The sequence below is a fragment of the Actinokineospora fastidiosa genome (assembly GCF_014648415.1).
In the GTDB taxonomy this organism is placed as follows: Bacteria; Actinomycetota; Actinomycetes; order Mycobacteriales; family Pseudonocardiaceae; genus Actinokineospora; species Actinokineospora fastidiosa.
This window is the reverse complement of sequence record NZ_BMRB01000006.1, coordinates 1-20,640: the sequence shown is the minus strand read 5'-3', so window position 1 is coordinate 20,640 and position 20,640 is coordinate 1. Positions and strand designations below refer to the sequence as shown.

Here is a 20,640-nt window from a genome sequence, read left to right as displayed (position 1 = left end):
CCTCGCGCGTCATCCGGCGAAACAGGCCACTCCAATGATTCCGGGCAATCGATCGGTGATGGAGGACAGTGTGGACACAGGAGACACGGCCTGGGTGCTGGCCAGCGCCGCCCTGGTCATGCTCATGACGCCGGGACTCGCGTTCTTCTACGGCGGCATGGTGCGGGCCAAGAGCGTGCTCAACATGCTGATGATGAGCTTCATCTCGCTGGCCGTGGTCAGCGTGCTGTGGGTGCTCTACGGGTACTCGCTCGCCTTCGGCGAGGACGTCGGCGGCGGCCTGCTCGGCGGCGGGGACTTCCTCGGCCTCGACGGCGTGCTCGGCACGGCGACCGGGACCCTGCCGCACGTGGTCTTCGTCGTGTTCCAGCTGATGTTCGCCATCATCACCGCGGCGCTGATCTCCGGCGCGATCGCCGACCGCGCCAAGTTCTGGACCTGGACGATCTTCATCGCGATCTGGGCCACCGTGGTGTACTTCCCCGTCGCGCACTGGGTCTTCGACTTCGACGGCCTCACCGGCGAGGTCGGCGGCTGGATCGCCAACACCCTCGGCGCGCTGGACTTCGCGGGCGGCACCGCCGTGCACATCAACGCGGGCGCCGCCGCCCTCGCGCTGGCCCTGGTCCTCGGCAAGCGCAAGGGCTGGCCGCGCGAGCCCATGCGCCCGCACAACCTGCCGTTCGTCCTGCTCGGCGCGGGTCTGCTCTGGTTCGGCTGGTACGGCTTCAACGCCGGGTCCGCCGTCGGCGCCAACGAGCTCGCGGGCGTCGCCTTCGTCACCACCACCGTCGCCACGGGCGCTGCCGTGCTCGGCTGGCTCATCGTCGAGCAGGTCCGCGACGGCAAGCCCACCACGCTGGGCGCGGCGTCCGGCGCGATCGCGGGCCTGGTCGCCATCACCCCGGCCGCCGGGTTCGTCAGCCCGCTGGGCGCCATCGCCATCGGCCTCGTCGCGGGCGTCCTCTGCGCGCTCGCCGTCAGCCTCAAGTACAAGCTCGGCTACGACGACTCCCTCGACGTGGTCGGCGTGCACCTCGTCGGCGGCCTCGTCGGCACGCTGATGATCGGCCTGCTCGCCACGACCGGCGTCAACGCCGCGGGCCAGGACGGCCTGTTCTACGGCGGCGGCGCGACCCTGCTGGGCAAGCAGGCGCTCGCCGCGGCCGTGGTGATGGCCTACAGCTTCGTGCTGACCTTCATCATCGGCTTCATCCTCAACAAGACGATCGGCTTCCGGATCTCCGCAGAGGCCGAGGCCACCGGCATCGACGAGTCCGAGCACGCCGAGTCCGGCTACGAGTTCTCCAGCCTGCGCGGCGGCGGGTCGTCCCTCGGCAAGACCGCGGACATGCTGGCCCAGAAGGTCTCCGCAGGCAAGGAAGGCTGAGCGACATGAAGCTGGTCACCGCGATCATCAAGCCCTTCACCCTCGACGACGTGAAGGCCGCGCTGGAGCAGATCGGCGTGCTCGGCATGACCGTCAGCGAGGTCCAGGGCTACGGCAGGCAGAAGGGCCACACCGAGGTCTACCGCGGCGCGGAGTACTCGGTGGACTTCGTGCCCAAGATCCGCGTCGAGGTCCTCGTCGACGACGTCATGGGCGACAAGGTCGTCGACGCCGTGGTCGAGGCCGCGCGCACCGGCAAGATCGGCGACGGCAAGGTCTGGGTCACCCCGGTCGAGACCGTCGTGCGCGTGCGCACCGGGGAACGCGGCACGGACGCGATCTAGCCCATGACCCAGGGGGAGCACGCCCCGAACGCCGCGGACCTGGTGCTCGCCCGCGACCGGTTGCTCGGTCGCGGGCGCGCCGGGTCCGCAGGCGCGTCCGGGGGACACCGGCTGAGCCCGCCCGCGCTCCGCGAGGCCCTCGCCGACCTGCACGAGTTCTGGCTCACCGCGCACGCGGCGCAGGCCGGGATCGGCGGGCGCGGCGAGGGCGTCGCGCTGCTCGCCGTCGGCGGCCTCGGCAGGCGCGAACTGGTCCCGTACGCCGACCTCGACCTGGTCCTGGTGCACGACGGGCGCAAACCGGTCGCCGACGTGGCCGAACGGCTCTGGTACCCGCTGTGGAACGCCGGGGTCGGGCTGGACCACTCGGTGCGCACCGTCGGCGAGGCGCTGGAGGTGGCCGGGACGGACCTGCGGGTCGCGCTCGGCCTGCTGGACGCCCGGCACATGGCAGGCGACGCCGAGATCGGCGTGCGGCTCGCGCGCGCGGCCCGCGACTCCTGGCGGGCGGGCGCGCGCAAGCGCCTGGGCGAGCTGCTGGAGTCCGTGCGCAAGCGCTGGGCGCGGGCGGGGGAGGTCGCGCACTGGGTCGAGCCGGACCTCAAGCACGGCCGCGGCGGGCTGCGCGACCTCGGCGTCCTCGACGCGCTGGCCGTCGCGCAGCTGGTGGACCGGCCGGGCGAGGACGTCCAGGCGGCCCGGACCCTGCTGCTGGACACCCGCACCGAGCTGCGCCGCGTGGTGGGCCGTCCCCGGGACGTCCTGCGCCCGCAGGACGGCGACGAGGTCGCGTCCGCGCTGGGGCTGGGCGACCGGTTCGCCCTGGTGCGCGCGCTGTCCGGCGCGGGCCGAACCGTGGCGTACGCGGTGGACGTCGCGCTGCGCGCGGTGTCGTCGGCCCAGCCGCAGCGGCGGGTGCTCGGGGTGCTGCGCCGCGCGCCGGAACGCCGTCCGCTGGCCGACGGCGTCGTCCTGCACGCCGGCGAGGTGGTGCTCGCCCGCGACGCCGAGCCCGGCAAGGACCCCGGCCTGCTGCTGCGCGTCGCCGCGGCCGCCGTCCGCACCGGGCACCCGATCGCGCCCGCGGCGCTGTCGCGGCTGGGCGAGACGGCCCCCGAACTGCGCGCCCCGTGGCCCGCCGAGGTCCGCCAGGACCTCGTGGCGCTGCTGGGCGCGGGGGAGGGGCTGACCGACGTGGTCGAGGCGCTGGACCGCACCGGCCTGTGGGCCAGGCTGTTCCCGGAGTGGGGCGCCGTGCGCGACCTGCCGCCCCGCGACATGGCGCACATCTGGACCGTCGACCGGCACCTCGTGCGCACGACGGTCAACGCCGCCCGCCGGGTCACCTCGGTCTCGCGCCCCGACCTGCTGCTGCTCGGCGCGCTGCTGCACGACATCGGCAAGGGCCGCGACGCCGACCACTCCGTCGTCGGCGCGGCGCTGGCCACGCAGGTCGGCCACCGGCTCGGGCTGTCCAAACAGGACGTCGACACGCTCGCCGCCGTGGTGCGCCACCACCTCCTGCTGCCGCACACCGCGACCCGCCGCGACATCGACGACCCGGCCACGGCCGAGCGGATGGCCGAGACCCTGGACCGCGATCCCGTCCTGCTGGACATCCTGCACGCGCTGGCGGAGGCCGATTCCCTCGCCACCGGGCCGGGCGTGTGGACGGACTGGAAGGCGGCGCTCGTCGGCGACCTCGTGCGCAAGACCCGCGCCGCGATGGCCGGTGAGCCGCTGCCCGACGGTGTGCCGTTGGCTGCGGACAAGCGGGCGCTGGCCGAATCGACGGCGGCGTCCGGGAAGCCGGACGTGCTCGTGGCGGGGACACGTCCGGCGACCGTCACCATCGCCACTGTCGACCGCCCGGGCGTGTTGTCGCGCGCGGCGGGCGTGCTCGCGCTGAACTCGCTGGAGGTGCACGCGGCCACGATGGGCGCGCACGCCGGGGTCGCCGTCGGCGTGTTCACCGTGACGCCGCGGTTCGGCTCCATGCCCGACCCGTCGCTGCTGCGCGAGCAGTTCGCCCGCGCCGTGGCCGGGACGCTCCCGCTGGCCGAGCAGCTGGCCGCCAAGGAGCGCGACTACGGCGGCGTCGCGGCCGACCCGCCCGAGCCGAGGGTGCTGTGGTTCGACCACGAGGCGGGCAGCCCGGACGTCGTGGTCATGGAACTGCGCTGCGCGGACCGGATCGGCCTGCTGCACAGCGTCGCCGACGCGCTGGAGGGCCGCGGGGTGGACGTGCGCTGGGCCAGGGTGGCGACCCTGGGCGGGTCGGTCGTCGACTCCTTCGGCATCCCCAAGGGCGCCGGACCGGGGTGGCGGCGGGCGATCGAGAACGCGGTCTTGCGGGCATGCGGATGAGTAGTGCTACTCAGCCGCATACGCGGGCGTCCACGCTGGGGCCGGGCCGGGAATAAGGGCAGGCTTTGCGGTGTCCGAGCGAGAGCGGCCATGCCGGACCGGTTGGGGGACCGGGACGGCTGGAGGGGGCGGACGCAGCCGGGAAGGGGCCCGTCGAGGGGTCGGGCCCCATCCCGGTGACCTAGAGCGCCACCAGCAGGGCCTGCGTCCCGAACACGACGACCAGCGGCACGGCCGCGCTGCGCGCGCAGAGCAGGGCGATCAGCAGCAGGGGGACGATCCAGGCCGGGTTGTCCGGCAACTGCGCGTTCAGCAGGACATCGGTCGGCGTGAGCGGTGCGATCCGCGGCAACTCCACACCCTGGCCGCTGAACGTCCGAGCGGTCATCGCCGCCAGCGTGAACCCGGCCGCCCCGAGCACGACCCCCCGCGCCGCCCGCACCCCGATGGCAACCACCCCAAGGGCGATCAACGGTCCGACCACGGCCAACGGACCCGGCGGGGCCGAAAGGTCAGCGGAGAGCAACCAGGCGAGATCGTGCAGCACCAGCAGCGCGCCCCCCGCCACAACCCCCGCATGCCGGTGCCGCAGCCACAGCGCCGCCACGACAGCGGCCGTCACCACCATCCCGATCGCGGAGAAGAGCACCAACGCCAACTCCAGCAGGGATGAGTCGGTGCTGACCAACCCCAACCGCTGCCAAGGCCCAGTGACCGCGAACCCGGCCAGCACCAACCCCCCGAGCACGCCACCGAGCCGCGTGGGCAACCAGTACGCCACCCCCGCCGCCCCCAGGAGCAACACCAGCCCGATCCCGCCCCGAGCCGCCTGATCCAGCCCTAACGCAGGCACCCCGTACCCCGCGAGCAGGACGGCCACTCCGCCCAACGCGGCGATCAACGCCTCCCGGGAGATCCCGCCCGCGCCGCGCGCCCAGCAGGCCACCCGGTCCGCGAGGCCGCGCAGCGGACCCAGCGCCAGCGCCGCCGCGGCGCCGACCGCGAGCAGGACGACCAGCGGCACGGGACCCGCCCCGGGCGCGGGCGCCGCGAGCGCCGCCGCCGCGGCCAGCCCGCCGGGCAGGTCGCGCCGCACCGCCGCGACCAGCCCCGCCACCACCGGCACGAGCACACCCACGGCGGCCGTGACCGGGTGGATGGGGAGCGGCGCGCCCGCGAGCCCGGTCAGCGCGACGACCGGCGCGGCGCCGCCGCCGACGGCGTGCGCCGCGGCCGTCGCGCCCAGGACGGTCCAGAACGTCCCGGTGACGGCCATCAGCGCGGCCACCACCGCCAGCCCGGCCAGCAGCGCCGCTGCCCACTCCCCGCTGAGCGCCGCCACGATCACCGGCACGACCAGGCCCAACCCGACCCAGCCCACGGTGTCCCACAGCACCAGCAGCGCCACGGCCAGGGGAGCGAGCACCAGCGCCACCGCGAACCGCGGCGCCGGGTCGACTTCGACGACGAGCACCTGCCCCAGCAGCCCGGCCCCGATCAGCACGGCGGCGGTGGCGGCCCCGTGCTCCACGCCGTCCCTGCTGACCGGCCGGACGAGCAGCCCGACGACCACGAACACGGCGGCGACGGCCACCCGCAGGTCGGGCAGCAGGGCGTACCCCGCGACGGCGACCATCCCCAGCAGCGCGGCCGCGGCCGCCTTCGCGTCCAGCATCCCGGGCCCCCTTGTGGATCAAGGGCCGGAAGCTACCACTGGGCGGGCCGGTAGACCTGCAGTACGACGTGCGGCCCGACCGCCCGGCACTCGACCAGCTCGAGCTCGGTCGTCCCGCCCTCCCACAGCCGCCTCCCGGAGCCGAGGACGACCGGGTGCACGATCAACCGGTACTCGTCGACCAGCCCCCGCTCCCGCAGCGCGTGCACCAGCCGCGCGCTGCCCGGGACGATGATGTCCCGGGCGTGCCACTCCTTGACCGCCGCGACCTTATCGAGCGGGATCACCTCGGTGTTGTTCCACGTCGCCGCCTTGAGCGTCGACGACACGACGTACTTCGGCATCGAGTTCATCCGCTCGGCGAACCCCGCCGCGTCCCGCCGCTGGGGCCACGACGCCGCGAACGTCTCGTAGGTCGCCCGGCCGAGCAGCTGCGCGTCCGCCGCCATCAGCTCGTCGAGCTTGAACCGCAGGCCGTCGGGGGCGTCGGCCCGGAAGCTCCACGCCCCGTGCGGCGACCCCTCCACGCCCGCCGGGTCCTCGATGACCCCGTCGAGGGAGATGAACTGCGTGACCACCAGCTTGCCCACCACGGTCTCCTTCATTCGATCCGTCACCGGGCCGACGAACGGGAGCGAGCGGAATCGACAGCGGCCACGTTCGGTCTACGTGAGTGCCGTCCCGCTGACCCCCGGTACGCTCGGGGGACGTCCCGCAACAGCTATGGAGTGCCGCACCCGTGTTCGACACCCTCTCCGACCGGCTCTCATCGGTCCTGCAGAACCTGCGTGGCAAAGGCAGGCTGAGCGACGCCGACATCGACACCACCGCCCGCGAGATCCGCATCGCGCTGCTGGAGGCCGATGTCGCCCTGCCGGTGGTGCGCGCCTTCATCGCCAAGGTCAAGGAACGGGCGAAGGGCGCGGAGGTGTCCGCCGCGCTCAACCCGGCGCAGCAGGTCGTCAAGATCGTCAACGACGAGCTGATCGCCATCCTCGGCGGCGAGACCCGGCGGCTCAACCTGGCCAAGACCCCGCCGAGCGTGATCATGCTGGCCGGTCTCCAGGGCGCCGGTAAGACGACCCTGGCAGGCAAGCTGGCCCGCTGGCTCAAGGCCCAGGGCCACGCCCCGCTGCTGGTCGCCTGCGACCTCCAGCGCCCCAACGCCGTCACCCAGCTGCAGGTCGTCGGCGAGCGGGCGGGCGTCACCGTCTTCGCGCCCGAGCCCGGCAACGGCGTCGGCGACCCGGTCGAGGTCGCGCGCCGCTCCATCGATGAGGCCAAGCGCTCCCACTACGACGTCGTCGTCGTCGACACCGCGGGACGTCTCGGTGTCGACGAGGAGATGATGCGCCAGGCCGCCGACATCCGGGCAGCCACGAACCCCGACGAGGTCCTCTTCGTCGTCGACGCCATGATCGGCCAGGACGCGGTCACCACCGCCGAGGCGTTCCGCGACGGCGTCGGCTTCACCGGCGTGGTCCTCACCAAGCTCGACGGCGACGCCCGCGGTGGCGCGGCGCTGTCGGTCCGCGAGGTCACCGGCGTCCCCATCCTCTTCGCCTCCAACGGCGAGAAGCTGGAGGACTTCGACGCCTTCCACCCCGACCGGATGGCCAGCCGCATCCTCGGGATGGGCGACCTGCTGACCCTGATCGAGCAGGCCGAGCAGCACTTCGACCAGGCGCAGGCGGAGAAGGCCGCGGCCAAGATCGGCACCGGCGAGCTCACGCTGGAGGACTTCCTCGAGCAGATGCTCGCCGTCCGCAAGATGGGCCCGATCGCCAACCTGCTGGGCATGCTGCCCGGCGCGGGCCAGATGAAGGACGCGCTCGCCCAGGTCGACGAGAAGCACATCGACCGCCTGCAGGCGATCATCCGCGGCATGACCCCGGCGGAGCGGCAGGACCCGAAGATCATCAACGCCTCCCGCCGCGTGCGCATCGCCAACGGCTCCGGCGTGCAGGTCCGCGACGTCAACGACCTGGTCAACCGGTTCTACGAGGCCCGCAAGATGATGCAGCAGATGGCGGGCCGCTTCGGCATGCCCGGCGGGCGCAGCGCCACCAAGAAGCAGCCCAAGGGCCGCAAGGGCAAGAAGGGCAAGGGCAAGGGCCCGACCCAGCCGAGGGTGCGCGGCGGCTTCCCCGCGGGCATGCCCGACCTGTCCGGCATGCCGCCGAGCCTGCAGCAGCTGCCGCCCGGCTTCGGCGGCATGGATCAGCTCCCGCCCGGCTTCGACCCGTCGAAGCTCAAGTTCCCGAAGAAGTGACCGCGCTGCACCTGCGCGGCGCCGTCCTGCCCGACGGCGTCGAGCGGGACCTGTGGGTCGTCAACGGCCGGGTCCGCACGACCGAGGTCCCGGGCGCGATAACGGTCCTCGACGGCGGCTACCTGATCCCCGGGTTCGTCGACGCGCACTGCCACGTCGGCATCGGCCCCGAGGGGCCGGTCGACCTCGACACCGCGGCCGGGCAGGCCGAGATCGACCGGGACGCGGGCACGCTGCTCATCCGCGACTGCGGCTCGCCGATCGACACCACGCCGCTGCAGGAGCGCCTGGACCTGCCCAGGATCATCCGCGCGGGCAGGCACATCGCCCGCCCCCGCCGCTACATCCGCCACCTCGGGGTCGAGATCGAGCCCGACGACCTGCCCGACCAGGTCGCCAGGCAGGCGGCGGCGGGCGACGGCTGGGTCAAGCTGGTCGGCGACTGGATCGACCGGGAGAAGGGCGACCTCGCCCCGCTGTGGTCCGACGACGTGCTGGCCGAGGCCATCAGGGTCGCCCACGACGCGGGCGCCAGGGTCACCGCGCACGTCTTCGGCGAGGACGCCCTGCCCGGCCTGATCGAGGCGGGCATCGACTGCATCGAGCACGGCACCGGCCTCACCCCGGAGACCACGGCCGAGATGGCCCGCCGCGGCACCGCGCTGGTCCCGACCCTGATCAACATCGAGAACTTCCCCGGCATCGCGGCGGGCGCCGAGCGGTTCCCGTCCTACGCCCGCCACATGCTCGACCTCTACGAGAACGTCACCCGCACCGTCGCCCACGCCATCGAGGCGGGCGTGCCGGTCTACGCGGGCACGGACGCAGGCGGCGGCATCGCCCACGGCCGGATCGTCGACGAGGTCATCGCCCTGCACCGGGCCGGGATGAGCGCGGAGCAGGCCATCGCGGCCGGTTCGTGGAGTGCGCGCGCCTGGCTGGGGTACTCGGGACTGACCGAGGGCGCCGCAGCGGACCTGCTGGCGTTCGCCGACGACCCCCGGGAAGACTTGGAGACATTGCGCAACCCCGCTCTCGTCGTGTTGCGGGGACGGGTGGTCCGCCAAACCGTACGGTGATCCCGTTGGCCTCGGACCGCCCGGGGGAGCCGGACTGTCGGAGGTGTGATGGTGTCGCTGCCGGACGCCGCGTCGGCGGCCCCGCCGCCGCCCGCCCGGGACCACCGCTGGGGCTTCGGGGCCTTCCTCGCGGTGTACGCGGTCTTCGTGATGTCCGCGGTCGTCATCGGCGTGCTGATCGGCAACCCGAGGCCCGGCGCGGAGGACTCGATCACCGTCATCCTGGTCGGCACGATCGTGCCCACCCTGCTCGCGACGGGCACCGCGCTGCTGGTCACCAAGCTGCGCGGCAACGGGCCGAGAGCCGACCTGCGCTGGTCGTTCCGCCGCGACGACCTCAGGGCGGGGTTCAAGTTCGGCGTCATCGGGCTGGTCGTGACCACGGCCGCCGCCGCGGTGTGGACCCGCGTCGTCGGCGAGGACAACGCGACGTCGTCGCTGGGCAGCCTGGTCGACGACCAGCGCATGCCGGTCATCGCCGCGGTCACCCTGTTCCTCTACGTCTGGCTGGTCGGCCCGCTCTGCGAGGAGATCATCTACCGCGGCCTGCTCTGGGGCGCGCTCGAACGGCTGCACTGGGGCCGCTGGGCCGTGTTCGGCCTCACCACCGTGATCTTCGCCATCAGCCACCTCGAACCGCTGCGCACCTCGCTGCTGCTCGTCATCGGCATCCCCATCGGCCTGGCCCGGCTCTGGACCGGCCGCCTCGGCGCGAGCATCGTGGCCCACCAGGTCAACAACTTCCTGCCAGCGCTGGCCGTCCTGCTGATCTCCCTCGGGGTGATGACCCCGTGACGATCGACCTCAACGCCGACCTCGGCGAGGGCTTCGGCGTCTGGCGCCTCGGCGACGACGACGCCCTGCTCGACGTCGTCACCTCGGCGAACGTCGCCTGCGGCTTCCACGCGGGCGACGCGTCCACGATGCGCGCGGTCTGCGCGTCCGCCGCGCGCCGGGGCGTGGCGGTCGGCGCGCAGGTCTCCTACCGCGATCTCGCGGGTTTCGGCCGCCGGTTCATCGATGTGGACCCCGTCACGCTCGCCGACGAGGTGCTGTACCAGATCGGGGCGCTGGACGCGTTCGCCAGGGCGGCGGGCACGCGGGTGGCGTACGTCAAGCCGCACGGCGCGCTCTACAACGCGACCGTGCACCACCAGGCCCAGGCAGACGCCGTCGTGGCCGGTACGCGCGCGTACGGCGACCTCCCGGTGCTCGGCCTGCCCGGGTCGCGACTGCTCGCCGCCGCCGGGGACGCCGCCGTGCCCGAGGCGTTCGCCGACCGCGGCTACACCCCCGAGGGCACGCTCGTCCCCAGGTCGCAGCCGGGTGCGCTGATCACCGAGACGGCCGCGGTCGTCGAGCGCGCGGTGCGCCTGGCCACCCGCGGCGAGCTGGTCGCCGTCGACGGGACGGTGCTGCGAGCGGCGGCCCGCTCCCTCTGCCTGCACGGCGACACGCCCGGCGCGGTCGCCCACGCCCGAGCCGTCCGCAGCGCCCTGAACGGCACCGGGGTGGAGGTGATTCCGTTCGCCGGGTAGTCGTCTGGCACAATTGGCGGCTGTCCGCGGCGGCCGGACCCTCTCACCGTGCCGCGGCGCCCACGCACCACCGGATGTGACGGCTCGACCCCACGGGGCCACCCGCGTCCAGACCCGACGTCGAAACACAGGAGCAAGCAGACCCGTGGCTGTCAAGATCAAGCTGCAGCGCCTCGGCAAGATCCGCGCGCCGTTCTACCGCATCATCGTCGCCGACGCCCGTACCCGCCGCGACGGGAAGGCCATCGAGACGATCGGCCGCTACAACCCCAAGACCGAGCCGAGCCTGATCGAGGTCGACTCCGACCGCGCCCAGTACTGGCTGGGTGTCGGCGCGCAGCCGACCGACGCGGTGAAGCACCTGCTGGAGGTGACCGGCGACTGGCAGAAGTTCAAGGGCCTGCCGGGCGCCGAGGGCACGCTGCGCGTCGCCGAGCCGAAGCCGACCAAGCAGGAGCTGTTCGAGGCCGCGCTGAAGGCGGCGGGCGAGGAGCCCACCACCGAGGCGATCAGCCCGAAGAAGAAGTCCGCCCCGAAGAAGGCGGAGAAGGCCGAGCAGGCCGAGCCCGCCGCTGAGACCGAGGCCGCGGCCGAGTGAGCGCCCTCGCGGACGCCCTGGAGCACCTGGTCCGAGGCATCGTCGATCACCCCGACGACGTCCAGGTGGAGCTGGTCACGACCCGTCGCGGCCGCACGCTTGAGGTGCACGTCAACCCCGAGGACCTGGGCAAGGTCATCGGCAGGGGCGGGCGCACCGCGACCGCGCTGCGCACGGTGATGGCCGGGGTCGGCGGGCGCGGCATCCGCGTCGACGTGGTCGACACCGACCACTGATATGGCCGAGGTCGTCGTCGGCCGGGTCGCCAAGGCGCACGGCATCCGCGGGGAGCTCTCCGTGGACGTGCACACGGACTCGCCCGAGGTCCGCTTCGCCGAAGGCGCCCCCGTCGACGCCCGGCTCAAGGACGGCACCGTCCGCGCACTGACCATCGCGGCCGCCCGGTGGCACACCGGGCGGCTGCTGGTGCGTTTCGACCAGGTGCCCGACCGCGACACCGCGGAGACCCTGCGCGGCGCGCTGCTGCTCGCCGACCCCGCGGCGCTGCCCGCGCCGGAGGACCCCGACGAGTTCCACGACCACGACCTGATCGGCCTGGCCGCCGTGCTGGCCGACGGCGCGGTCGTGGGCCGGGTCTCCGACATCCAGCACGGCCCCGGCGGCGACCTGCTCGTCGTGGCCCGCGACGGCGCCGACGACGTGCTCGTCCCGTTCGTGTCCGCGATCGTCCCCGAGGTGGACGTCGCGGGCGGGCGGATCGTGCTCGACCCGCCAGAGGGATTGATCGAGTAGCCGTGCGCGTCGACGTCCTGACGATCTTCCCCGAGTACCTGGAGCCGCTGCGCGCGGCGCTGCTGGGCCGCGCCATCGAGCGCGGCCTGTTCAGCATCGAGGTCCACGACCTGCGCAAGTGGACCCACGACGTGCACCGCGCCGTGGACGACAGCCCGTACGGCGGCGGTCCGGGCATGGTCATGAAGCCCCAGGTCTGGGGCGAGGCGCTGGACGAGGTCTGCGCGGGCGAGCCGCCGAGGCTGGTCGTGCCGACCCCGGCCGGGCGCCCGTTCACCCAGGCGATGGCCCGCGAGTACGCCCAGGTCCCGCGCCTGGTGTTCGCCTGCGGCCGGTACGAGGGCATCGACCAGCGGATCATCGAGGACGCCGCCCGGCGCATGCCGGTCGACGAGGTGTCCATCGGCGACTACGTGCTGGTCGGCGGCGAGGTCGCGGTCATGGTGATCGTCGAGGCCGTCGCCCGGCTGCTGCCCGGCGTGCTGGGCAACCCGCAGTCGGCGGAGCAGGACTCGTTCTCCGACGGGCTGCTCGAAGGCCCCAGCTACACCCGCCCGGAGGTCTGGCGCGGCCTGTCCGTGCCCGACGTCCTGCGTTCGGGCAACCACGCCGCCATCGACCGCTGGCGGCGCGACCGGGCGCTGGAACGGACCCTGGACCGGCGGCCGGACCTGCTCGCCGCGTTGCCGGAAGGCGCCCTCGACCAGCGGGATCGCGCGCTGCTGCAGTCGCTGACGGGGGTCGATTTCGAATCCGGTGAGTCCGTCTGACATACTTTCCGGGTTGCCGCGCCCGGCACCAGCCGATGCGCGCCGCAGACCACCCCATGGCCGGCTGTTCGGTTGCACGCCGTCCCGCGGTCGGTCTGGCAGACGACCCAGTTGCTTAAGGACGGATTACCCCATGAACACCCTGGATGCCCTGGACGCCAAATCGCTGCGTTCCGACGTCCCGGACTTCCGCCCGGGTGACACCCTCAAGGTTCACGTCCGCGTCATCGAGGGCACGCGCGAGCGCGTCCAGGTGTTCCAGGGCGTGGTCATCCGCCGCCACGGCGGCGGCGTCCGCGAGACCTTCACGGTCCGCAAGATCTCCTTCGGCGTCGGCGTCGAGCGCACCTTCCCGGTGCACACGCCGAACATCGCCCAGATCGAGGTCGTCACCCGAGGCGACGTGCGCCGCGCCAAGCTGTACTACCTGCGCGAGCTGCGCGGCAAGGCCGCCAAGATCAAGGAGAAGCGCGAGCCGCAGCGCACTTCCTGACACGGGGAGCACATCGGCTCACGTACCCTGACGTGCGTGGTCGACCGTCCCTCTCGTCGCGTGCCCCCGGGTGCCCGCTCACCCCAGGAGCGCCCGGGAGGCCCGGACGACCGTAAGCCCGAGGCCCACACACCACCCCACAACGGGACACCGGTGAACGGCGCCTCGGGCTTTCGCCGTCCCCCGGCAGACGCCACCTTCTGGTTCGGCGACCCCCTGCCGGAGGACTCCCTCCCTCCGCTGGACAAGCCCCGCAACGGCCACCCGGTCCCGCAGGGCATGCTGCCCCCCACCCCCGCGGACACCCGCTACCCACCCCCGGCCCCACCCCGCCCCGACACCGGCGCCCCCGGCGACCGAGGCCGCCGCGGCCCGGCCGACCTGGGCAAGCCCTCGGTCTTCTTCACCCCGGTAGACCCACCCAACGGCGCGCCCCCGGCCCCCTTCCACCCCAACGGCACCACCTCGGCCCGAAGCGCCCCCACCGACTCCGGGGCTCCCTTCCGCCCGAACAGTCGAGCCACGGTCGACGCTGGCCCAGCCGCTTTCCACCAGGACAACCGCACCCCGGCCGCAGGCCCACCCACTCTCCGCCGCGACCACGCAGGCCCCACTGGCCCAGCCACCCTCCACCGGGACCCGGCCGATGTGGGCCCGTCCGCCCTCCACCGCACCCCCGGTGGCCCTGTCGATCCGACCGCCTTCTTCGCCCCCACCCACCGGGGCAACGGCCGTCCCGCCGACGCAGGCCCGCCCTCAGCCTTCTTCACCCCGGTAGACCCGGCAGACCACGACGACACCGGCGCCCCCACCGGACCACCGTCCGCCTTCTTCGCGCCCGTGCACGGCAACGCCCCCACCGACACCGAGTCCGCCTTCTCCACCCCGGACCACCCCACCGAAGCCGGACCACCCTCCGCGCTCTTCACCCAGCCCAACGCGGCGACCCACCCTGACGACGCCGGACCTCCGTCCGCGTTCTTCACCCCACCCGCCCCCACCGAAGCCGGACCACCCTCCGCGTTCTTCACCGCACCCGACCCCGAAGACCCCGGACCCCCGTCCGCGTTCCTCACCCCATCGACCCCCACAGACCAGCCCGACCCCGAAGACCCCCCACGCTGGCCCACCCCAGCCGACTCGCCCTCCCTGCGGTTCTCCCCCCTCGACCACCGCACCGAGCCCGTCGCCCGCAAGACCCCCGATGACGAGAACACCGCCGTCATCCCCACCGTCCCCCGCCCCGAGCCCGCCGACCCCACCGCCTACACCCCCCGCCGCGCGACCCCCGAACCCGAGCCGGAGCCCGCCGAGCAGGACGACGACCAACCCCGCCACGGCAAGCACCGCAAGCACAAGAAGCAGCCGCTGTGGCGCGAGCTGGTCACCCTGGTCGGCGTCGCCCTCCTGTTGACCTTCCTCATCCAGCACTTCGTCGGCCGCGTCTACTCCATCCCCTCCGGCTCCATGGAGCAGACCCTGCACGGCTGCCCCGGCTGCACCGGCGACCGCGTCTTCGTCGACAAGATGGTCTACGACTTCCGCGACCCGCTGCCCGGCGACGTCGTCGTCTTCCAGGGCCCGAACTCCTGGACCGGCGAGCAGGTCGACGCCACCGGCGACGAGGACAACCCGGTCGTGAAGGGCCTGCAGTACATGGGCTCGCTGATCGGCATCGCCCCGCCGGACGAGCGGGACTTCGTCAAGCGGGTCATCGCGATCGGCGGCCAGACCGTCGAGTGCTGCGACGACAAGATGCGCGTCATGGTCGACGGGAAGCCGCTCGACGAGCCCTACATCTACTGGGAGAGCGGCGGCCCCGACGAGCGCCAGCGCTTCGCACCCGTTACGGTGCCGGAGGGAACCCTGTGGGTCATGGGGGACAACCGGGCCAACTCGGCCGACTCGCGCATCCAGGGCGGCGGCGGCATCCGCGGCGTCGTCCCGATCACCAAGGTCATCGGGAAGGTCCGGGCCATCGTTCTGCCGCCATCGCGCTGGCAGGGCGTCGGCGACCACAACCCGCAGGCGCCCCCGGCGATCGCCGCGCCCGCATGGCAGCAGGGGCTGCCCGCCGGGCTCGGGTTCGCCGCGGCGTGGCCGGTGCTGTGGCTCGGCCGCCGCGTCAAGAAGTCCCTGACCAGCAGGAAGGCGGAATAGGTGTCGGACGCAACCGGTGCCGGGGAAGACTCCGACCACGGCGCCGAGCAGGTGGATGTCGCCGAGCCGGAGAAGAAAGCGAAGAAGAAGCGCCCCTTCTGGGTGGAGTTGCCGATCCTGCTCGGCGTGGCGCTGGTGCTGACCATCCTGATCCAGACGTTCATCGCGCGCGTCTTCGTGATCCCGTCGGAGTCGATGGAGCGGACCCTGCACGGCTGCCCCGGCTGCACGGGCGACCGCGTGCTCGTCGACAAGATCACTTATCTGTTCCGCGACCCCAGTCCCGGCGACGTCGTGGTGTTCGAGCGCCCGGGGACCTGGGACCACTTCGGTGGCGCGTCCCGCTCGGATAACCCGATCGTGTCATGGTTCCAGGACTTCGGCGCCCAGTTCGGTCTCGCCGAGCCCAGCGAGGACGACATCGTCAAGCGCGTGATCGCCGTCGGCGGCCAGACCGTCGAGTGCTGCGACGAGCGCAACCGCGTCCTGGTCAACGGCAAGCCGCTGGACGAGCCGTACGTGTACCTGCCGGACCCGGGCATGGAGCAGTCGCAGTTCGAGCCGATCACCGTCCCCGAGGGGATGCTGTTCGTGATGGGCGACAACCGCAACAACTCCCGCGACTCGCGCTCGCAGGGCGGCGGCGGGCTCAACGGCATGGTCCCGATCGACAGCGTCATCGGGAAGGCGCGCACGATCATCCTGCCGCCGTCGCGCTGGCAGGGCGTGGGCGACCACGACCCGCAGGCGCTGTCCGCCCCGGCGTGGCAGGCGGGCATCCCGGCGGGCGTCGGGCTCGCGCTGGCCTTCCCGGTGGTGGCGCTGGGACGCCGCTTGCGCAGGTAGGCGGCCGTGTCGGAGGAATCCGCACCGGAGGAGCCGCCTGCGGGCCGGGTCAGGAAGAAGCGCCCGTTCTGGATCGAGCTGCCGATCCTGCTGGGCATCGCGCTGGTCCTGACGATCGTCATCCAGACGTTCTTCGCCCGGGTGTTCCTGATCCCGTCGGAGTCGATGGAGCGGACCCTGCACGGCTGTCCGGGCTGCTACGGCGACCGCGTGCTGGTCGACAAGGTCGTGTACTGGTTCGGCGAGCCGACGCCGGGCGAGGTCGTGGTGTTCGAGCGGCCCGCCACCTGGACGCGGGGGTCGGACGAGTCGCAGAACGCGTTCGTCGACTGGCTGCAGGACATGTTCGCCCCGTTCGGGCTCGCCGAGCCGGACGACGACGACGTGGTCAAGCGCGTGATCGCGGTCGGCGGGCAAACCGTCGAGTGCTGCGACGACCGCAACCGCGTCCTGGTCGACGGCAAGCCGTTGAACGAGCCCTACATCTTCTGGGACGCCGACCGCGGCAGCGCCCGCCAGGCCGAGTTCGCGCCGGTGTCGGTGCCCGAGGGGATGCTGTTCGTGATGGGCGACAACCGCAACAACTCCGGCGACTCGCGGACCCAGGGCGGGGGCGGGCGCAACGGGCTCGTGCCGGTGGAGAATGTCATCGGGAAGGCGCGTGCGATCATTCTCCCGCCGTCCCGCTGGGGCGGCGTCGGCGACGACAACCCGCAGGCGGCGGGTCTGCTGCCCGCGGGCATCGGCCTGGTGGCCGCCGTGCCGGTGTGGTGGCTGCTGCGCAGGAGAGGAGGGCTCGGGTGACCACGGCGTTCCGTCCGCCCCGCGCCATTCTCCGGCGCGACGCGGGGAACTGGGGCCTGCAGACCGCTCTGCACCGCCGCGGGCTCGGGCCCGTCGCGGGGGTGGACGAGGCCGGGCGGGGTGCGTGCGCCGGGCCGCTGGTGGTCGCGTCCTGCGTGCTGCGCCCAGGAGACGCCGCCCGCCTCGACGGGCTCACCGACTCCAAGCTGATGACGGCGGCCGCCCGCGACCGGATGTTCGACCTGGTCAAGGCGCGTGCCGTCGACTACGCCGTCGTGGTCATCCCGCCAGCGGAGGTCGACGGTCGCGGCGTGCACGCGGCCAACATCGAGGGCATGCGCCGGGCGGTCGCCCGGCTGACGGTGCACCCGGGGTACGTGCTGGTCGACGGTTTCCGCGTGCCGGGGCTGACGGCCCCGCACATGCCGGTGGTCAAGGGAGACCAGGCCGCCGCCTGCGTCGCCGCGGCGTCGGTGCTGGCCAAGGTGACCCGCGACCGGATCATGGAAGACCTGCACTCCCGGCTGCCCGAGTACCACTTCGACGTGCACAAGGGCTACTGCACGCCGCTGCACGCGCGGGCGCTCGACGAGCACGGGCCCACCCCGGAGCACCGCTGGTCGTTCGTCAACGTCGCGTCCGCCGGGCGCAAGCACGGGCTTCGCGCGCCACACCGGGTGGCGCTGAGTGTCGCGGCGGCGGCCGTGGTCCAGAATGGGACGTCGCCGCAGTGAGCGGCGGTCCCGGAGTACGACCAGGAGGGGCGCGCGGCACATGAGCGCGGAGGATCTCGAGAAGTACGAGACCGAGATGGAGCTGCAGCTCTACCGGGAGTACCGGGACATCGTCGGCCAGTTCGCCTATGTCGTGGAGACCGAGCGGCGCTTCTACCTGGCCAACGGCGTGGATGTGCAGGTCCGCGACGCCGAGGGCGAGGTCTACTTCGAGGTGCGGATGTCCGACGCCTGGGTGTGGGACATGTACCGCCCGGCGCGCTTCGTCAAGAACGTCCGGGTGATCACCTTCAAGGACGTCAACGTCGAGGAACTCGACAAGCCGGACCTGCGCCTCCCGGAGGACGGCCCCTTCAACGGCTGAGTTATCCACAGCCCCGGAGTTGCCCGTGCGCGGGTGACCCGGGGTTCGGCACGCTCGAAATCAGTGATCCCGCGATGAAGGGAACTGATGATGAGCGATCACCGCGAACTCGGCGCCGCCGGGGAGTCCGTCGCCGCCCGCTATCTGCAGCGGCTCGGCATGCGCATCCTCGGCCGCAATTGGCGCTGTCCACTCGGCGAACTGGACATCATCGCCGCGGACGGCGCGCAATTGGTCGTCTGCGAGGTGAAAACGCGCCGCTCGACCGCTTATGGCACGCCTGCTGAATCGGTGAGCGCGGAGAAGGCGAGCCGTATCCGCGCGCTCGCCCTGCGCTGGCGGCGGGATCACGGCATACCGCCGTGCCCGACGAGATTCGACATCGTCGCGATCCTCTGGCCGCGCGGCGGGCTCCCGTCCGTCCGCCACCTGATCGGGGCGTTCTGATGGGCCTGACCCGCGTGTGGTCCGTCGCGCTCGTGGGCGTCGACGGCGTCCCGGTCGAGATCGAGGCCGACATCGGCGGCGGCAAACCCCGGACCCAGATCGTCGGCCTGCCCGACGCCGCACTCAACGAGGCCAAGGACCGGGTCCGCGCCGCGACCCGCAACTCCGGCCTGCTCTGGCCCGATCAGGCGATCACCCTGGCCCTGTCCCCGGCCGCGCTGCCCAAGGGCGGCTCCGGCTACGACCTGGCCCTGGCCGTCGCGGTCCAGATAGCCGACAACCCCGCCGAATGCCGACCGCTGTCCGACACGGTCTTCATCGGCGAACTGGCGTTGGACGGCCGCCTCCGCGCGGTCCGCGGCGTCCTGCCGTGCCTGATGGCGGCCCGCCGATCCGGCATAACCCGAGCCGTCGTGCCGCGCTCGGTCCTCCCGGAAGCCGCACTCGTGCGGGACATGGCCGTCCTGGGCGCCGACCAGCTCACCGAGGTCCTCCGCTGGATCCGCGGCGCCGAGGACACGCTGCACCACCCCACCGAATCCGCGCCGCGCCCGGCCCCCGCAGTGCCGGACCTGTCCGACGTGGTCGGTCAACAGGAAGGCAAATGGGCCCTGGAAGTCGCCGCGGCCGGTGGCCACAACCTGCTGTTCATCGGCCCACCCGGCGCGGGCAAGTCGATGCTCGCCCGCCGCCTCCCCGGCATCCTGCCCGACCTGACTCCCGAACAGGCCCTGGAGGTCACCGCGGTCCACTCCATCGTCGGCGGCCTGTCGACGGACAACCCCCTGATCACCGTCCCCCCGTTCATCGCCCCCCACCACACCACCTCGGTAGCCGCCCTAACCGGCGGCGGCGTAGGCCTAGCCAAACCCGGCGCGATGAGCAAGGCCCACCGGGGAATCCTGTTCCTCGACGAGGTCTGCGAGTTCGCCGCCGACCGCCTGGAATGCCTGCGAACGGCCTTGGAGGAAGGCGAAGTCCGCCTAGCCCGCCGAGACGGCATCGTCCGCTATCCCGCCGCCTGCCAGGTGGTCATGGCCACCAACCCGTGCCCGTGCGCGCCCATCAAGGACCGCGACTGCATGTGCACGGCAGTGGCCAGAAGGCGTTACCTGACAAGGCTTTCCGGCCCACTACTGGACCGAGTGGACCTCCAGATCCGCATCCCCGCCATCACCGCCATGGCCCCCCACGAGGACACCCCCGAAACGTCCGCAACCGTAGCCGCCCGAGTCCGAGCCGCCCGCGCCCGCGCCACCCACCGCTGGCGCGAGAACGGCTGGCACACCAACGCCGAAGTCCCCGGCCCCGCCCTCCGCCGCGAGTTCCCACCCCCACCCGAAGCCATGGTCATGCTCGACCGAGCCCTAGCCACCGGCGCCCTAACCGCCCGAGGCGCCGACCGCTGCATCCGAGTCGCCTGGACCCTCGCCGACCTAGCCGAAGCCCCCACCCCCACCGCCGACCACATAGCCGCCGCCCTCCACTTCCGTGACCGCCTAACCCTCCAACCAACCCCCTCCTACCCCACCCACCCCAAATCAAGAGCCCGCTATGGCTAAACCCCACCCCTATCCCCACGAATTCCAACCCAAGCCCAGAACTCCACGCAACCTCGCCGCCCCAACCCCTCCGCCCGCAGCCCGCCCCGCCGCCCGCCGCCCCTAACCCGTCCCGCCGTCCCCCAGACCTGTCCCGCGTCCCGCCGTCTCCACACCCGTCCCGCCGTCTCCACACCCGTCCCGCCGTCTCCACACCTGCCCCGTCTCTGCCGCCCCCAACCCCGTCACATGCCGTCCCAACCCGCCAACCCGCCGCCCCTCAACCCAGCCCCGTCTTCGCCGCGCCAAACCCCGCCACACCGAACCGGACCCGGGCCCCGCCCCCCCAACCCGCCACACCCCAACCCCGCCCCGTCGCAACCCCCCGTCTCGGCCCCGCCCCGCCCCAACCCCGCCCCGCCCCAACCCCGCCCCAACCCCGCCCCGCCCCAACCCCGCCCCGCC

Annotated in this window: 21 protein-coding genes; 19 read left to right on the top strand and 2 right to left on the bottom strand. The window is 73.0% G+C overall.

The features are described 5' to 3' along the window. Nucleotides 1-70 precede the first annotated feature (70 nt). The 3 genes from IEY98_RS26255 to IEY98_RS26245 are packed head-to-tail and all read left to right on the top strand — an operon-like array spanning nt 71 to nt 4,101. The gene (locus IEY98_RS26255; RefSeq protein ID WP_229787512.1) at nt 71-1,390 is read left to right on the top strand and encodes an ammonium transporter; all 1,320 of its coding nucleotides are present in this window, start codon (nt 71-73) and stop codon (nt 1,388-1,390) included. Between the two features lie 5 nt (nt 1,391-1,395). Beyond that, complete coding sequence (locus IEY98_RS26250; RefSeq protein WP_189213334.1) at nt 1,396-1,734, top strand: P-II family nitrogen regulator; 339 nt, start codon at nt 1,396-1,398, stop codon at nt 1,732-1,734. A 3-nt stretch (nt 1,735-1,737) separates the two neighbouring features. Then, on the top strand, nt 1,738-4,101 hold the full coding sequence (locus IEY98_RS26245) for a [protein-PII] uridylyltransferase (protein WP_189213333.1): 2,364 nt from the start codon (nt 1,738-1,740) through the stop codon (nt 4,099-4,101). A gap of 181 nt (nt 4,102-4,282) precedes the next feature. Here IEY98_RS26245 and IEY98_RS26240 read toward each other — a convergent pair whose 3' ends face one another. After that, nucleotides 4,283-5,776: a hypothetical protein gene (locus IEY98_RS26240; RefSeq protein WP_189213332.1), complete on the bottom strand. Its 1,494-nt coding sequence runs from the start codon at nt 5,774-5,776 to the stop codon at nt 4,283-4,285. 32 nt (nt 5,777-5,808) lie between these two features. After that, the gene (locus IEY98_RS26235) at nt 5,809-6,393 is read right to left on the bottom strand and encodes a dihydrofolate reductase family protein (protein ID WP_229787510.1); all 585 of its coding nucleotides are present in this window, start codon (nt 6,391-6,393) and stop codon (nt 5,809-5,811) included. A 122-nt stretch (nt 6,394-6,515) separates the two neighbouring features. Between IEY98_RS26235 and ffh the strand changes: the two genes are divergently transcribed. The 16 genes from ffh to IEY98_RS26155 all read left to right on the top strand — a co-directional run bounded on the left by ffh (nt 6,516) and on the right by IEY98_RS26155 (nt 20,196). Continuing rightward, nucleotides 6,516-8,048, top strand: a complete 1,533-nt coding sequence (ffh, locus tag IEY98_RS26230) for a signal recognition particle protein (protein WP_189213331.1) — start codon at nt 6,516-6,518, stop codon at nt 8,046-8,048. Continuing rightward, the gene (locus tag IEY98_RS26225; RefSeq protein WP_189213330.1) at nt 8,045-9,127 is read left to right on the top strand and encodes an amidohydrolase family protein; all 1,083 of its coding nucleotides are present in this window, start codon (nt 8,045-8,047) and stop codon (nt 9,125-9,127) included. Before ffh ends, IEY98_RS26225 begins: the two co-directional genes overlap by 4 nt. Nucleotides 9,128-9,175: 48 nt before the next feature. After that, nucleotides 9,176-9,922 (top strand): CPBP family intramembrane glutamic endopeptidase, encoded by a 747-nt coding sequence (locus IEY98_RS26220; protein WP_189213329.1) that lies wholly within the window; start codon nt 9,176-9,178, stop codon nt 9,920-9,922. Beyond that, complete coding sequence (locus tag IEY98_RS26215; protein ID WP_189213328.1) at nt 9,919-10,665, top strand: LamB/YcsF family protein; 747 nt, start codon at nt 9,919-9,921, stop codon at nt 10,663-10,665. The genes IEY98_RS26220 and IEY98_RS26215 overlap by 4 nt, the downstream gene beginning before the upstream one ends. 145 nt (nt 10,666-10,810) lie before the next feature. Continuing rightward, on the top strand, nt 10,811-11,263 hold the full coding sequence (gene rpsP, locus IEY98_RS26210) for a 30S ribosomal protein S16 (protein WP_189213327.1): 453 nt from the start codon (nt 10,811-10,813) through the stop codon (nt 11,261-11,263). Then, nucleotides 11,260-11,499, top strand: coding sequence for an RNA-binding protein (locus IEY98_RS26205; RefSeq protein WP_054050002.1), 240 nt, complete (start codon nt 11,260-11,262; stop codon nt 11,497-11,499). Before rpsP ends, IEY98_RS26205 begins: the two co-directional genes overlap by 4 nt. Before the next feature lies 1 nt (nt 11,500). Further along, a complete protein-coding gene (gene rimM / locus IEY98_RS26200; RefSeq protein WP_189213326.1) occupies nt 11,501-12,016 on the top strand; it encodes a ribosome maturation factor RimM in 516 nt (171 codons plus the stop codon). A 2-nt stretch (nt 12,017-12,018) separates the two neighbouring features. After that, nucleotides 12,019-12,786 carry a tRNA (guanosine(37)-N1)-methyltransferase TrmD gene (trmD, locus tag IEY98_RS26195; RefSeq protein WP_189213325.1) on the top strand — a complete coding sequence of 256 codons (768 nt, stop codon included), beginning with the start codon at nt 12,019-12,021 and terminating at the stop codon, nt 12,784-12,786. 133 nt (nt 12,787-12,919) lie between these two features. Then, nucleotides 12,920-13,279: a 50S ribosomal protein L19 gene (rplS, locus tag IEY98_RS26190; protein WP_189213324.1), complete on the top strand. Its 360-nt coding sequence runs from the start codon at nt 12,920-12,922 to the stop codon at nt 13,277-13,279. Between the two features lie 1,224 nt (nt 13,280-14,503). Continuing rightward, the gene (gene lepB, locus IEY98_RS26185; protein WP_189213591.1) at nt 14,504-15,439 is read left to right on the top strand and encodes a signal peptidase I; all 936 of its coding nucleotides are present in this window, start codon (nt 14,504-14,506) and stop codon (nt 15,437-15,439) included. Between the two features lie 51 nt (nt 15,440-15,490). After that, the gene (gene lepB, locus IEY98_RS26180; RefSeq protein WP_229787575.1) at nt 15,491-16,285 is read left to right on the top strand and encodes a signal peptidase I; all 795 of its coding nucleotides are present in this window, start codon (nt 15,491-15,493) and stop codon (nt 16,283-16,285) included. A 6-nt stretch (nt 16,286-16,291) separates the two neighbouring features. Further along, nucleotides 16,292-17,089, top strand: a complete 798-nt coding sequence (gene lepB, locus IEY98_RS26175) for a signal peptidase I (RefSeq protein WP_189213322.1) — start codon at nt 16,292-16,294, stop codon at nt 17,087-17,089. Beyond that, on the top strand, nt 17,086-17,823 hold the full coding sequence (locus IEY98_RS26170; RefSeq protein WP_189213321.1) for a ribonuclease HII: 738 nt from the start codon (nt 17,086-17,088) through the stop codon (nt 17,821-17,823). Before lepB (IEY98_RS26175) ends, IEY98_RS26170 begins: the two co-directional genes overlap by 4 nt. A gap of 40 nt (nt 17,824-17,863) precedes the next feature. Then, complete coding sequence (locus IEY98_RS26165; protein ID WP_189213320.1) at nt 17,864-18,187, top strand: DUF2469 domain-containing protein; 324 nt, start codon at nt 17,864-17,866, stop codon at nt 18,185-18,187. 90 nt (nt 18,188-18,277) lie between these two features. Then, entirely contained in the window at nt 18,278-18,634 is a 357-nt protein-coding gene (locus IEY98_RS26160) for a YraN family protein (protein ID WP_189213319.1), read from the top strand. Continuing rightward, nucleotides 18,634-20,196: a YifB family Mg chelatase-like AAA ATPase gene (locus IEY98_RS26155; protein ID WP_189213318.1), complete on the top strand. Its 1,563-nt coding sequence runs from the start codon at nt 18,634-18,636 to the stop codon at nt 20,194-20,196. The genes IEY98_RS26160 and IEY98_RS26155 overlap by 1 nt, the downstream gene beginning before the upstream one ends. Nucleotides 20,197-20,640 lie beyond the last annotated feature (444 nt).

Excerpts from the sequence above, each read along its gene's own strand:
- rplS (WP_189213324.1), top strand. The coding sequence starts at position 12,920 with ATGAACACCCTGGATGCCCTGGACGCCAAATCGCTGCGTTCCGACGTC.
- IEY98_RS26165 (WP_189213320.1), top strand. The coding sequence starts at position 17,864 with ATGAGCGCGGAGGATCTCGAGAAGTACGAGACCGAGATGGAGCTGCAG.
- IEY98_RS26245 (WP_189213333.1), top strand. The coding sequence starts at position 1,738 with ATGACCCAGGGGGAGCACGCCCCGAACGCCGCGGACCTGGTGCTCGCC.
- IEY98_RS26160 (WP_189213319.1), top strand. The coding sequence starts at position 18,278 with ATGAGCGATCACCGCGAACTCGGCGCCGCCGGGGAGTCCGTCGCCGCC.
- IEY98_RS26250 (WP_189213334.1), top strand. The coding sequence starts at position 1,396 with ATGAAGCTGGTCACCGCGATCATCAAGCCCTTCACCCTCGACGACGTG.
- IEY98_RS26240 (WP_189213332.1), bottom strand. The coding sequence starts at position 5,776 with ATGCTGGACGCGAAGGCGGCCGCGGCCGCGCTGCTGGGGATGGTCGCC.
- IEY98_RS26155 (WP_189213318.1), top strand. The coding sequence starts at position 18,634 with ATGGGCCTGACCCGCGTGTGGTCCGTCGCGCTCGTGGGCGTCGACGGC.
- rimM (WP_189213326.1), top strand. The coding sequence starts at position 11,501 with ATGGCCGAGGTCGTCGTCGGCCGGGTCGCCAAGGCGCACGGCATCCGC.
- IEY98_RS26220 (WP_189213329.1), top strand. The coding sequence starts at position 9,176 with ATGGTGTCGCTGCCGGACGCCGCGTCGGCGGCCCCGCCGCCGCCCGCC.